The sequence below is a fragment of the Roseicella frigidaeris genome, from assembly GCF_003258945.1.
GTDB classification, from domain to species: Bacteria; Pseudomonadota; Alphaproteobacteria; order Acetobacterales; family Acetobacteraceae; genus Paracraurococcus; species Paracraurococcus frigidaeris.
Genome location: NZ_QLIX01000004.1, coordinates 206,503 through 219,284, shown reverse-complemented (window position 1 = coordinate 219,284; position 12,782 = coordinate 206,503). Strand labels below are relative to the sequence as shown.

Below are 12,782 nucleotides of genomic sequence, written 5' to 3'. Positions count from 1 at the left end.
TCGGCCACGGCCCGCTTCAGCCGGGCACAATGATCTGTTCCGCTGCCAAACGCTTCACCGGCATTCTGACCTCCCTCAGGAGGCCAACCCGGATCCAGTTAGGGGAGCAGATCACTATCGGCACCTGCGGTTTCCGCACCCGCCACGAGCGGCACCTCCACGTCGCAGATCAGGCCGGAGGCCTCCCACACCAGCGAGACCCGGCCGCCCAGTTGGCCTTGCAGGGTCCCTTCCAGGACCCGCGAGCCAAAGCCCCGGCGACCTGGGGCGCCGACGACCGGCGGGCCGCCAGTCTCGACCCAGCGCAGCCTCAGCAACGGGACGCCGTCCGATCTCGATGCGAGATACCAGGACACGGCGAGGCGACCGGCCGCGGCCGACAGCGCCCCATACTTCAGCGCGTTGGTGGCCATCTCATGGATCGCCATGGCCATGGGCTGTGCCGCACCTGGCGGGAGCGCCACGCGCGGCCCGCTCAACTCGGCCCGGTGCTCGCCCAGGAAGGGCGCGAGCTCGCCCGCGAGCAGAGTGCGCAGATCGGTGCCATGCCAGCGATCCTCGGCCAGCAGCGTATGCGCCCGCGCGAGCGCCGCGATCCGCCCCGCCACGGCGCGTTTGAACGCCGCCGGCTCCCGGGCATCGGTCAACTGCACCAGGCCCTGGACCACGGCCAGGACGTTCTTGGCGCGATGGTCGACCTCGCGTGCCAGCAGCGCCTGACGCTCTTCGGCAGCCTTGCGCTGTCGCATGTCGCGGAAGATCGCGGCGACGCCGATGACCCGCCCATCACTTGCGAGCATCCGTGAGGCAGTCACTGTGACGGGGATCCTTTCGCCGGACTTCGTCACCCGCACGGTCTCGTGCTCATGCACGCGCTCCCCGCGCATGGTGCGGTGGAAGACCCCGGTCGGCTCCCCATCAGGCTGGTCCGGCGGCACCAACAATCCGGCCGGTGCGCCGAGTGCCTCGGCCTCCGCATAGCCGAACAGCGCCTCAGCTCCCTTGTTCCAGCTCAGGATTCGCGTGTCGTCGGCGGCGAAGGCGATGATGGCGTCCGTCGTCGAGGCGACGATCGCGGCGAGGCGCGCGTTGGTCTCGTCAGCCCGTCTGCGTTCCGTGACATCCGAGCCCTCGCAGAGGATGCCCGCCACGGTGCCATCACCGTCGCGGATGGGCTGGTAGATGAAGTCGATGAAGCGCTCCTCGGCGGGCACACCGGCGCTGTGCTCGACCAGCACGCGCTGCCCTCGCCCGACATAGGCCTGGCCCGTTTGGTACACTCGGTCGAGCAGCTCGAAGTAGCCCTGACCCTCGATCTCCGGCAGCGCCTCGCGCACCGGCAGGCCGGTGGGATCGCGCCCGCCGATCAGGGCACGGTAGGCCGCGTTCACCAGGTCGAAGACGTGGTCGGGTCCACGGAGAACGCACAGGAAACCAGGCGCCTGGTCGAAGAGCGAGAGGAGGCGCCGCGCCTCGGCCGCCTTCTCCCGTTCCGACCGCATCTGCGCGGTCGTCTCGGTGCAGATCACGAGCACGCCGCCGATGCCGCCTGGCGTGGCCTCGTCGTGGATCGGGCCGTAGGAATAGGTCCAATAGACCTCCTGCAATCCACCATGGCGGATGATCGGAAGGTACTGGTTCTCGTGCCACGTGGCCTCGCCCCCGGCCATCACGCTCTCGATCTGCGGGCCGATGACAGACCAGATCTCGGTCCAGGCGGTGCGGCCCGGCATGCCGAGGATCGCCGGATGCTTCTCGGGCCCGAGCGAGGCGCTGTAGGCGTCGTTGTAGAGACAGAGATGCTCCCCGCCCCAGAAGATGAAGACCGGGTGGCGCGTGGTCAGGGCCGTGCGGACCGTCGTCTTCAAGCCCGCAGACCAGCCCTCCGGTGGGCCGAGCGAGGTCCTCGACCAGTCATGCGCGCGGATCCGGGCACCCATCTCGCCCCCGCCCAGTAGAAAGGCGGGCACGACATCAGCGTCCATTGGCACATTCCCAAGATGACTTCCGATCGATTCCCACTGCCCTTGCCGGCAAGGGTCCCTCCCGCCGTCGTGCGTCCTCCTCCGGCAGGCCGGAGCCGGTGCGGACCGCCCGGCTCGTGCGCCGGTAGCGCCCAGACGCCACACATCCATCGATGATGGCCTCGCGTTCGGGGGTGGCCGAGAGGCGCTTGGCGAGGCTGGCAAGGTGGTCGGCGACCGTCGCGAGTGCGGCGGGCAAGGCCTGGCGGCCGGCGAGGGCGCACCAGTCGAGGAAGGCCTGCCAACCGACCTGGTGGGCGCGCAGCGTCGCCGGAGAGAGCGAGGGCCGGGCACGGGCCTCGGCAGGCTGCGCTACCTGCGCCGGTGAAGGCAGGGCGGGCAGGACGGCGGGGGCATTGGGCACGGTGCGATTCCAGCAGCTTGCCGGCGGGCGGGCAAGGAATAAGGCATGCCCGGCATGCCATGCGGGAAGTGAGGACCGCGTGTTGGATAGCAGGCGCCGGGCACCACCGCCCAGGTGAGGCACAGACCACAATTGAAGGCCATGGGCCGAAGGAGGCGGCTTCGGCCAACGCCGGATATCTACAGCGTGTCGCCCCTGGCAAAGTCCGCGGTCGCCTCGGCCAATTCGGCCATGCAGCCAGTGATGCGATGCAGCCCGTCGCGGCGGAACACCACCCAATACGGCAGCGGCGGCAGCGCAGGCTCCGTCGTCACCTCCTGCAACCGGCCGGCCACCACCTGGGCGGCAAAGCGGGCTCGCGGCAGCAGCGCGGTGCCAAGACCGGCAATCGTCAGGCTGCACAGCGCGGAGAGGCTGTTGCTGGACAGCACGACGTCCGGCGTCGCCCCCTGTTCTGCCAACCAGGCATTGGCTGCCGCCTGCAGGCCGGAGCCCTCGCTTTGTGCCAGCACCACATGGCTGGAGAGGGCCGCGGCGGGGATGGGGCCGGCCTCCGCCGCGGCAACCGGGCGGCGCATCCAGGCCATCTCCACCGCCCCCAGCGGGCGGCTGTCCAACAGCGCTTCCACCGGCCGCTGGCCGGGCAAGATCGCAAGGTCCAGTGCCGCCTCCCGCAGGCCGCGCAGGAAGGTGCCGGCCAACCCGACCTCGGGCCGCAGCCGCAGCCGCGGAAAGGCCTCCCGCACCGCCGAGACCCAGTTCGGCAGGAAGGTCAGTGCCACCAACTCGGTCACACCGATCCGCACCGTGCCGGCGAACAGTGTCGGGTCCAGCACCGCATTGGTCATCCGCGCCCGCAGATCCAGCATCGCCCGGCTCTCCGGCAGCAGCATCTCGCCGGCCAGGGTCAAGGTCACCTGCTTGCGGCTGCGGTCGAACAGCACCACGCCCAGCGCCGCCTCCATCTCCGCGATGCGCTTGGAGATGGCCGGCTGCGTGGTGCCCAGGCGGCGGGCGGCGCCATGGAAGGAGCCGCTCTCGACGACAGCCTGGAAGGCTTCGATTTGGCGAAGGGAGAGCATGAGCGGGGCCTCTGGCTTAGGGCCCTTTTGATATCTTTAGGTTATCAATAATCATAACGATTAATCGCTTTCGCTATTTCGGTGCCCTCCGCATGCTTCGGCCCCGCTGTCTGCAAGGTCGCGCATGTCCAACCTGTCCAACGCCATTCCCGGCTTCCGCCGCCCTCCTTTGGCCCCACTGGCCGATGCGGCGCTGATCGAGGCCTTCCGCGGCCGCGCGGTCGCCAACATCAGCGACAACATGGAGCGGCTTTCCGCCGCGGTGGGCCTGCGGCCGCTGCATCAGGGCGGCATCATGGCCGGCACGGCGCTGACCGTGCGCACCCGCCCCGGCGACAACCTGGCCATCCACCAGGCGCTGGAGCTGATGCAGCCGGGCTATGTGCTGGTGGTGGATGGCGGCGGCGATGTCTCCCGCGCACTGGTTGGCGAGATCATGAAGGCAATCGCGCAGAGCCGCGGCTGCGTCGGCTTCGTCATCGACGGCGTCATCCGCGATGCGGACGCCTTCGCGCGCGACAGCTTTCCCTGCTTCGCCCGCGGCGCCATCCATGCCGGCCCATACAAGTCTGGCCCGGGCGAGATCAACGTGCCGGTCTCCATCGGCGGCATGGTGGTGAATCCGGGCGACATCCTCGTGGGCGATGCCGACGGCGTTGTCGCTTTCCCGGCCGCCGCGGGGGCCGCCCTGCTGGCGGCAACGCTGAAGCAGGAGGAGAAGGAAGCCGCGATCCTGCGCAGCATCGCCGAGGGCACCTATGCCGGCGCCTACGCCAAGGGTGGCGCGTGAGCCCCGCCGCGATGCCGGGGCGGCGCTCCCTGCTGGGTGGCATGGGGCTTGCGCTGGCCTTGCCAGGCGCGGTGCGGGCCGAGCCCGATTGGCCCGCAGCCCGGCCCATCGAGATCATCGTCCCTTACCCGCCGGGCGGCGGCATCGACGTGATGGCCCGCCTGCTGGCCCGTGCCCTGCCGGATCACCTGCCGGGGGCGCGTTTTGTCGTCACCAACCGGATCGGTGCCGGCGGGCAGACGGGCAGCGAGGCAATCTTTGCCGCCAGGCCAGACGGCTACACGCTGGGTGCGATAGCCAGTCTCGCCTTCAGCTCCATTCCGCTGGAGCGCAAGGTGCGTTGGGACATCGAGGCCTTCACCTACCTGGCCAATGTGGTGAACGACCCCGGCGCCCTCTGGGTGCGGGCCGACTCGCCGCTGCGCACGCTCGATGACCTGAAGCGTAGTGCCGCACGAGGTGCCGAGGCGGTCTCCATTGGCAGTGCCGCGGGCGTGGGTTCGGACGACCACCAGCTGATCCTGGCTTTCGAGGAAGCGGCTCAGGTCCGCGTGCTGCACTCGCCCTATAACGGCACGGCGCTGGCCATCCGCGACCTGTTGAGCAGCCAGCTGGATGTCGCGGCCTACAACCTCAGTGAGGGCCTCGCCCTCTTGCGCGAAGGGCGTACGCGCTGTCTTGGCCAGGCGGCGGTGACCCGGTGGTCGGCCATGGCGGAGGTGCCGACCTTCCGCGAGCAAGGCTTCGACGTGGTCGCCGGGTCCGCCCGCGGCTTCGTCGCCCCGCCCGGCCTGCCGGGGGAGATATACGCGAAGCTGGTGGAGGCCTTCGCGGCCATCCTGGCCAGCCCCGGCTTCGTCGCCGAGGCCGAGCGCCTGAACCTGCCGCTGCAGCCCGAAACCGGGGATGCCTTCCGCAGCATGGTGCGGCACGAGGCGAAGGCGTCCGCGCGCTGTTTCAGCGCCGCCCATGGAGCCAGTGACGCCTGGCCCGCAGCACCCCCTGACCCACCATAAGAATCCAGAGGAAACGATGATCACCATGATGCAGCGACGCCGCCTGCTTGCCGCGGCCGCGGGCCTCGCGGCCCTGGCCCGCCCGGGGCTGCTTTCCGCCGCGATCAACTACCCGGCCAGACCCGTTCGCATCATCTCGCCCTTCCCGCCGGGGGGCGCGGTGGATGCGGTTTCCCGCAAGCTGGCGCAGCGGCTGACGCAGCAGCTGGGCGGGCAGGTCTTCGTCGAGAACAAGACCGGCGCGACCGGCACCATCGGCATCGGCGAGGCGGCGCGCGCTCCGGCGGACGGCTACACGCTGTTCGGCATGGACAGCACCTATGCGATGCTGCCCAGCGTCTTCAAGCGGCTGAGCTGGGACCACGCTCGCGCCTTCACGCCGATCACCGACGGCGCCTGGATGCCGGTGGTGCTGGTGGTGCGCGCCGACGCGCCCTTCGCCAGCTTCCAGGCCCTGGTCGAGGCCGCGCGCAAGGAGCCGGAGAAGATCAGCTATGGCAGCGGCGGCATCGGCAGCGTGCTGCATCTCTACGCCGAGGCGCTGCAGCAGGCGACCAACACCAAGCTGTTCCACGTGCCCTACCGTGGCGCCGGCGAGGTGATGACGGCCCTGCTCAGCGGCCAGGTGCAGCTGGCAGTGGCGCCCACCGCGGCGACCGTGGAGCACGTGCGCAGCGGCACGATGCGGGCGTTGGCGCTGGGCGGGCCGGGCCGCTCCTCGGCCATGCCGCAGGTGCCGACCTTCGCCGAGCTCGGTCTGCCGCAATTCTCGCCGGTCTACCGGACCGGGCTGGGCACCCCGGCCGGCACGCCGGAGGAGATTGTCCGCCTGATCCAGTCCGAGGTGGCGAAGTCCATGGTGACCGACGACATGAAGGAATTCCTTGCCGCCCAGGTCGCGGAGCCGGGTGGCTCCACGCCAGAGGAATTCGCCCGCGTGCTGCGGGAGGAAACCGCGCTGTGGTCTACCGTGGCTGAGCGCGCCGGCATCGAGAAGCAGTGACGCCAGGAGCTTCCGTCCACCGCCCACGCGCCGCGAGACGCGCGGGCAGACCGGACCGAGGCCCTCGGGCGCCGGCCCGGCATCCAGGAAAGCGTCCGGCGCCGTGCCTGGTGTTGCCGCGGAGGGACAAATCCCGATCAGGTAGCCTCGCCTGACCGGGTGAAGATGCTCTGAAAACAGGAGCCTAGAGCAGATCCTGTCCGGATGAACTCATCCGGACAGGTGAAGATGCTCGTAAAAACAAATACCTAGAGCATTGCAGGTGAACGGAAGTTCGCAGGACATGCTCTAGGGCGCTTCCCGGGGCTTACTGGCCGCCGACGGTGACGACCTGCTGGGAGGCGGCGGAACCGCGGGCGAGCGCCGCATTGCGGTTGCTGCCGCCGGAGACCCGGTCGAGCGAGCCACGGCCGATGGCCGAGCCGCCCATGGTCAGCACCTGCTGATCGGCCTGGCTGAAGCGGCCGGCGGCGAGGTTGGAGTTGAAGCCGCCGGAGACCTGGCTCTGCGCGCCGCGGCCGAGGGCCTGCCCGCCGAGCGTGGTGGCCGACTGGGTGGCCAGGCTGCCGAAGCCACGGGCGGCGTTGGTGTTCAGCCCGCCGAAGGTGCTCGCCTGCGCGCCGCGGCCGAAGGCGGTGCCGCCGACCGTCGTGGTGTCCTGCAAGGCGGTGCTGTTGCGGCCGCTGGCGAGGTTGCGGTTGAGCCCGCCGAGCGTCTTGACCCGGCCGCCATTGCGCGCCATGCCGCCGATCGTCGTCGCCGCCTGGCCCGCGAAGCTGTTCTTGGCCGCGGCGGTGTTCACGTTGCCGCCGCCACGGGTGATCGAGATACCGCCGGTCTCGAGGCCCTCGGCCGCGGCGGGATGGGGCAGGTTGGCCGCGCCGGCGAGCAGAAGGGCAGCAACCGGGAGGATCATGGCACGCATCGGGGTGGTCCTTCTCGCTGATTGCCCGAGACCTGTGCGGCCCGGCCTGTCGTCCATCAACGAGAGCAACCCTAGGGACCAACGGCCTCGCCGGCTGTGAACCACGCCACAACGATCGAGATTTCCAGCGCCTGCGGGCAGTCAGGGTGGACAAGGGGAAGAGCGACAAGCTGCTTACTGGGGAGACCGGGAGCATGCCGAGGCTTGTCGTCGGCATGCGGTAGCGCGGCGTCGGCGGCTCTGGCAAAAAGCCGCCCAATCGGCGTCCATGGGACTCGGCGTTTCCGGAGGCAATCGGCCCTGGGCTCGCCCCTGGCTGCGCTCGAGAACGAAGGAAACTCCATGACCTGCGCCTCGCGCCGCCTGCTGCTCGGCGGCCTCGCTGCCTCCCTCACCGCCCCAGCCCTGGCCCAGCCGGCCCGGCCCGTCACCATCGTCGTGCCCTTCGCCCCCGGCGGCAGCACCGATGTCCTCGCCCGCCTCATGGCGGAGCGGATGACGGAGCTCCTCGGCCAGAACGTCCTGGTGGAGAACCGCGCCGGCGGCAACACCATCGTCGGGGCCGACTATGTGGCCCATGCCCAGCCGGACGGCGCCACCCTGCTGATAGCCGCCGGCACGACGCTGACCATCAATCCGGTGGTGGTGAAGAACCTGCCCTATCAGGTCGAGGATTTCGCCCCGATCAGCCTGGCCACCACCTATCCCTCCGGGATCCTGGCGCAGAACCGCGGCCCGGCCGACATCCCGGCCTTCGTCGCCGCGGCCAAGGCGAAGCCGGGGCGGATCACCTACGGCACGAACGGCCCGACCACGCTCACCAACGTCGCCATGCTGCTGGTCTGCGACCGCCTCGGCATCCAGATGCAGGATGTCACCTATCGTGGCGACTCTGCCGCGCTGAACGACTTCCTCGCCGGCAACCTCGATACCCTGGTGGTCGCCGGCAGCACCGCGGTGCCGGTGTTCCGCAACGGCCAGGGCCGGCTGTTGGCCTGGACGAGCAAGCAGCGCATGCCGACCACCCCCGAGGTGCCGACCATCGCGGAGTTCGCGCCCGGGACCGAGGCGCTGAGTTGGTTCGGCCTGCTCGCCCCGGCCCGGACCCCGGCCGAACTGGTGCAGAAGCTGAATGCCGCGGCCGTAGGATCCCTGCGTGACCCGCGCATCCAGGAGCGGCTGACCCGCGATGCGCAGTTCATCGTGGGGAGCACGCCGGCCGAGTTCGCCCAGTTCCTGCGCGACCAGGATCGCCAGTGGCGGCCGATCCTCAGCAAGCTCGACGTGCAAAACCAGTAGAGCCGCACCCCCTGGCGAGCGGCTCGCCACCGCTCCCGCAGCAGGGCCTCCTAATCGCGTGCCGGCAGCGGCCCCTGCCGGCCCCACCACCGTGATGACGTGATGGCCATCGAGGCCATGTTGACCGCGTCGGTTGGTGCGGCGATCGTTTCCTCCGACAGCAGCTCGCGGTGCCGCCGGATCACCCGCTCGATGGCGCGCCAGGGGCCGTGGCGCCTCGCTGCGCGACTGTGCTGCCTTCAGGCGGTCGAGCCCATGGCGTCAATGCCGAAATGCCGGACCGGTTGCCTGTGGCGATGTCGTTCAGCGGCCCCCGCGCCTGGGACGGGTGTTGTGCCCGGTGCCCAGGTCAGCGAGAACCTCCGGCGGGAGGGCTTCAGCCCAGCCCCTGCTGTGGCAGGATCAGGAATTTCTCGCCCGTGGCGCGCCGGCAATAGGCCCGCATGGTCTCCGGCTGCAGCGTCTCGGCCAGGGAGATTTCCGCGGTGTAGTGGCTGGCGAAGGTGGTCTTCAGGTCGGCGGCCACGCGAGCGCGCAGCCGAGCTTCCGTCGCCGCACCCAGCTTCTTCAGCGTCGGCATCAGCAGCCAGCCGCCCAACCCCCAGGCAAAGCCGATCGGTCCGCGCTCGAAGGTGGTAGGCCCGGTGTTCAGGCGGCCGTAGAGGTAGACTTGCTTGTGCCTGTCCGAGCCGTAATGGTTGTAGCCGCTGGCGGACTGCCGTGCCGCGGCCTCCATGGCAGCCAGGATCTGCCCAGCCAGCGGCCCACCGCCGACCGCGTCGAAGCCCAGGGTGGCACCGGTCTCCGCCAGGGCTGCGGTCAGCACCGCAGTGAAGTCCGGGGCGCTGCTGTCGACCACGTGGCGGGCCCCTTGGCCCCGCAGCAGCGCCTCTTGCTGCGGGTTGCGCACGATGTTCACCAGGCCAATTCCGTCCGCCCGGCAGATGCGATTCAGCATCTGGCCAAGATTGGAGGCCGCGGCGGTGTGCACCAGGGCGGTATGGCCCTCCTGGCGCATGGTCTCGACGAAGCCCAGCGCCGTCATGGGATTGACGTACCACGAGGCACCGTCGCGCGGTGTTGTCCCCTCGGGCAGCACCAGGCATTCAGTCATCTTTGCGCGGCGGTACTGCGCCCACATCGCCCCACCGAACACCGCGACCTGTTTGCCGAGCAGGTCAACGGCATCGGTGCCGGCACGCACCACAGTGCCTGCCCCTTCATTGCCTACGGGCAGCGAGGCATCCAGTCGCGCGGCGATGGCCGGCAGCGCTGCCGCCGATACCGGCGCGCGCACCACCGGCCGCGCTGCGGTCCCGCTGAACTCGGCCGCATCGAGCGCGGCCGGACCGAGCAGAACGCCGATGTCCGAGGGGTTGATCGGTGTCGCCTCGACCCGGACGATGATCTCGTCGGGTGCCGGCTCGGGCACCGTCGCCTCCCGCAGGGACAGCTCGAGCATGCCGTCCCCGCTGATGCGCGAGCGCAGTTCCAGCCCGTTCAGCCCGTCACCTTCGACCATGTCGTCTACCCCGTGATATTCGGTCGGGATCGCTGGGCGCGATCCCGTTCGCCGGACAACCCCGCCCCTCGATATGCCCTGCATGGCATTCTTCAGGCTGGGGGTCGGTTATCACATCCGATACTTCGATCCGCCGCCTCAATAGGTCCCGGTCTTCACCGGCTGCGGCGCGGGCGCCACCGCCGCCTCGCCCGTCAGCATGGCCCGCATCCCGGTCCCGTTGGTGCGCCACCAATTGTACAGGATCCGCACGTCCCAGCCGATGCAGAAGTGCTTCACTCCCATCTCGAGATACGGCTTCGCGTCCGAGATGTCCGCGAGCTCCACACGCGGGTGCTTGCCCAGCTTCAGCGCCGTCTCGATCGTCTTGCGCTCCGCCTTCACCACATCCGGATGCGACCGCTGCCCTGTCAGTCCCAGGCTCATCGAGTAGTCGGACGAACCGAACTGCACCATGTCTATGCCCGGGATCGACAGGATCGCCTCAAGGTCCTCGACGCATTCGCGCTTCTCGACCATGATGGCAATCACCACTTCATTCAGCGCATCGACATAGGCCGGCGAGCCGCCCTCCAGCACGGTACCGACATCGCGCCGCATACCGACACCGAGCCGACCACCGGTGCCAGGGGTTTCGGCGCGCACCGCGGCGACGCACAACTCGGCGTCGGCTACCGTCCGGATATCGGCGAAGAGCACGCTCTGGAAACCTGATCCAATCGCCCGCATCGCCTGATGCGCATACTGCTTCTGCTCAACCTTGATCATGCCAGCGAGGTTTTTCAGCTCGAACGCACGGCCGAGATTGTCGAGGTCGTGCATGGTGAACGGCGCATACTCGGCGGTGAACTCGACATAGTCGTAGTTCTCGGCGTCGCCAATCAGCTCCACGAGCGTGGGCCAGCTGGACAGGATGTGCGTGCCGATCGTCGGCTCTCCGGCGTTCAGCTTCTGGCGCAGATGGTTCGGGCGCATGGTGTCGTTTCCTCCAGCAAATCGACGCTGGCCACGAGTGTCGCCCGATCAGCGTAGGCGTACAACCTGAGCGGCACCATTGCGGCCGACGTTGAGGGTGCCGCGGTTCATGCTGCTGGCGCCGGACGTGATGAGACGGCCCTGTTGGTGGTCGTTCAAGGCGAAAACATCGCAGGGGGACTGTCGGAATTTCCGTGTGTGGGGCCGTACGATGCTGCTGAAGCAGCCATCGCATGCCACGACGCAAACAGCCTGCGATCCGGGGCGCGCCCTTCAGGCGGCCGTGGGCGCCGCCTCGGGCGTCGCGTTGCGCACCGTGCCGCCCCATTCCTGCACCACCTCGCCGCCGGGCTGGCTGAAGGCATTGCCGCCCGGCGCCTGCACCAGCACGTCCGGGCGCAGCAGGCGGACCAGATCGAGCGGCGTCTCGCCGCCGAAGCGGGCGATCAGGTCGACCCCCGGCAGCTCGGCCAGCACCTCCGCCGCCGGATCGGCATCGCCGAGCGCGACCACCAGCCGGTCGCACCAGCTGCGCGCCCGGGCCACCAGCTCGGCCGCGCCTTCCGCCCCACGGCAGACGAGGAAGCCGACGCGGCAGCCGGCGCGGCGCCAGCGCTCCACCCGCTCCGCCGCCTCCGAGCGCGTCACCAGCTTGCGCGAGGCCAGGCGGCCGGGGGTCAGGACCTCGAGGAGCTCGTCCTCCCGCACCACGGCGATGCCGGTCTTGCCGAGCACGATGCCGGCCGCCAGCGCGCCGAGCCGGGCGATGACCGGCAGCGGCAGCCCTGCGGCGAGGCCGGCCGCGGCCACCGCCACCACCGCATCGCCGGCGCCGGAGGCATCGACCACCTCCGCCACGTCGCTCGGCATGTGCTGCACGGTCTCGCCCTCGGCGGCACCCTCGATCAGCGTCACGCCCTGCTCGCCGCGCAGCACCATGACCGCGCCGAAGCCATGGGCCCGGCGGAGGGCGGCGGCGGCGATGGCGATCTCCGCCTCCGTGCCGGTCGGCAGGCCAGTGGCCTCGGCCAGTTCCTCGGTATCGGGCAGGACGAGGTCGGCCCCGGCATAGCGGGCCGGGTCGCCGCCCTTGGGATTGACCAGCACCCGCCGCCCGGCGGCGCGCGCCGCGGCGATCAGGCGGGAGGGCGTGTCGCCGGTGAGCACGCCCTTGCGGTAGTCGGAGAGCACCATCACCGCGGTCGCGGCCACCGCGTCGCCGGCGATGCGCACCAGCCGGTCGGCCAGGCGCTGGTGGATCGGCGCGATCTGCTCGTGATCGGCGCGGAGGAGCTGCTGGCCGGTGGCGACGAAGCGGGTCTTGGTGGTGGTGGCGCGGCCGCCCTGGACCAGAAGCCAGGGCTCGACGCCCGGCTGGCCGCCGATCAGGCCGGTGAGGTCGCTGCCCGCCTGGTCGTCGCCCACGACGGAGACGAAGGCGACCGCGGCGCCGAGCGCGGTCAGGTTCCGGACCACGTTGCCGGCGCCGCCAGGCAGCGCCACCTCGCGCTCCACCGACAGAACCGGAATGGGTGCCTCGCGGCTCACCCGCTCGACCCGGCCATAGACGTAACGATCGAGCATGGCATCGCCGACCACGAGGGCCGTGCCGCGCTTCAGGTGGCGGACGGCATCGGACAGCACGGCGGGCAACGGACCAGGGGGGCCAGGGCGGGGGGCAGGCGCGGGTCCGTGCATCTCACTGCGGTAGCGCAGTCGCGGGTCAAGGTGCAAGGCACGGGACCTCGATTCGAAGACAGGAAGGCTGGCAGCAGAATGGTT

At 70.0% G+C, this 12,782-nt stretch carries 10 protein-coding genes; 4 read left to right on the top strand and 6 right to left on the bottom strand.

The genetic code is table 11. The features are described from left to right. Positions 1–98: 98 nt before the first annotated feature. Both DOO78_RS08295 and DOO78_RS08290 read right to left on the bottom strand, forming a co-directional pair. Positions 99–1,985 (bottom strand): PAS domain-containing protein, encoded by a 1,887-nt coding sequence (locus tag DOO78_RS08295; RefSeq protein ID WP_165838789.1) that lies wholly within the window; start codon positions 1,983–1,985, stop codon positions 99–101. Between the two features lie 582 nt (positions 1,986–2,567). After that, a complete protein-coding gene (locus DOO78_RS08290) occupies positions 2,568–3,470 on the bottom strand; it encodes a LysR family transcriptional regulator (RefSeq protein WP_111469271.1) in 903 nt (300 codons plus the stop codon). Positions 3,471–3,594: 124 nt separating this feature from the next. On the opposite strand from DOO78_RS08290, the gene DOO78_RS08285 reads away from it, so the two are divergent. Genes DOO78_RS08285 through DOO78_RS08275 form a run of 3 tightly spaced genes read left to right on the top strand, consistent with a single transcriptional unit; the run spans position 3,595 to position 6,279 of the window. Continuing rightward, entirely contained in the window at positions 3,595–4,260 is a 666-nt protein-coding gene (locus tag DOO78_RS08285; RefSeq protein WP_111469270.1) for an RraA family protein, read from the top strand. A gap of 41 nt (positions 4,261–4,301) precedes the next feature. Then, on the top strand, positions 4,302–5,276 hold the full coding sequence (locus tag DOO78_RS08280) for a Bug family tripartite tricarboxylate transporter substrate binding protein (protein WP_165838788.1): 975 nt from the start codon (positions 4,302–4,304) through the stop codon (positions 5,274–5,276). Between the two features lie 28 nt (positions 5,277–5,304). Next, the gene (locus tag DOO78_RS08275) at positions 5,305–6,279 is read left to right on the top strand and encodes a Bug family tripartite tricarboxylate transporter substrate binding protein (RefSeq protein WP_165838787.1); all 975 of its coding nucleotides are present in this window, start codon (positions 5,305–5,307) and stop codon (positions 6,277–6,279) included. Positions 6,280–6,586: 307 nt separating this feature from the next. Here the strand turns inward: DOO78_RS08275 and DOO78_RS08270 are convergent, their stop codons facing one another. Next, on the bottom strand, positions 6,587–7,204 hold the full coding sequence (locus DOO78_RS08270) for a hypothetical protein (RefSeq protein WP_128080022.1): 618 nt from the start codon (positions 7,202–7,204) through the stop codon (positions 6,587–6,589). A gap of 342 nt (positions 7,205–7,546) precedes the next feature. Here DOO78_RS08270 and DOO78_RS08265 point away from each other — a divergent pair, with 342 nt between their 5' ends. Beyond that, positions 7,547–8,503 (top strand): Bug family tripartite tricarboxylate transporter substrate binding protein, encoded by a 957-nt coding sequence (locus DOO78_RS08265; protein WP_111469266.1) that lies wholly within the window; start codon positions 7,547–7,549, stop codon positions 8,501–8,503. Between the two features lie 376 nt (positions 8,504–8,879). Here DOO78_RS08265 and DOO78_RS08260 read toward each other — a convergent pair whose 3' ends face one another. The 3 genes from DOO78_RS08260 to DOO78_RS08250 all read right to left on the bottom strand — a co-directional run bounded on the left by DOO78_RS08260 (position 8,880) and on the right by DOO78_RS08250 (position 12,644). After that, entirely contained in the window at positions 8,880–10,025 is a 1,146-nt protein-coding gene (locus DOO78_RS08260) for a zinc-binding dehydrogenase (RefSeq protein ID WP_111469265.1), read from the bottom strand. A gap of 138 nt (positions 10,026–10,163) precedes the next feature. Continuing rightward, positions 10,164–11,000, bottom strand: a complete 837-nt coding sequence (locus DOO78_RS08255) for an HpcH/HpaI aldolase family protein (protein WP_111469264.1) — start codon at positions 10,998–11,000, stop codon at positions 10,164–10,166. Between the two features lie 273 nt (positions 11,001–11,273). Next, a complete protein-coding gene (locus DOO78_RS08250; RefSeq protein ID WP_243634456.1) occupies positions 11,274–12,644 on the bottom strand; it encodes a bifunctional heptose 7-phosphate kinase/heptose 1-phosphate adenyltransferase in 1,371 nt (456 codons plus the stop codon). Positions 12,645–12,782: the final 138 nt, after the last annotated feature.

Excerpts from the sequence above, each read along its gene's own strand:
- DOO78_RS08295 (WP_165838789.1), bottom strand. The coding sequence starts at position 1,985 with ATGGACGCTGATGTCGTGCCCGCCTTTCTACTGGGCGGGGGCGAGATG.
- DOO78_RS08290 (WP_111469271.1), bottom strand. The coding sequence starts at position 3,470 with ATGCTCTCCCTTCGCCAAATCGAAGCCTTCCAGGCTGTCGTCGAGAGC.
- DOO78_RS08285 (WP_111469270.1), top strand. The coding sequence starts at position 3,595 with ATGTCCAACCTGTCCAACGCCATTCCCGGCTTCCGCCGCCCTCCTTTG.
- DOO78_RS08280 (WP_165838788.1), top strand. The coding sequence starts at position 4,302 with ATGGGGCTTGCGCTGGCCTTGCCAGGCGCGGTGCGGGCCGAGCCCGAT.
- DOO78_RS08275 (WP_165838787.1), top strand. The coding sequence starts at position 5,305 with ATGCAGCGACGCCGCCTGCTTGCCGCGGCCGCGGGCCTCGCGGCCCTG.
- DOO78_RS08270 (WP_128080022.1), bottom strand. The coding sequence starts at position 7,204 with ATGCGTGCCATGATCCTCCCGGTTGCTGCCCTTCTGCTCGCCGGCGCG.
- DOO78_RS08265 (WP_111469266.1), top strand. The coding sequence starts at position 7,547 with ATGACCTGCGCCTCGCGCCGCCTGCTGCTCGGCGGCCTCGCTGCCTCC.
- DOO78_RS08260 (WP_111469265.1), bottom strand. The coding sequence starts at position 10,025 with ATGGTCGAAGGTGACGGGCTGAACGGGCTGGAACTGCGCTCGCGCATC.
- DOO78_RS08255 (WP_111469264.1), bottom strand. The coding sequence starts at position 11,000 with ATGCGCCCGAACCATCTGCGCCAGAAGCTGAACGCCGGAGAGCCGACG.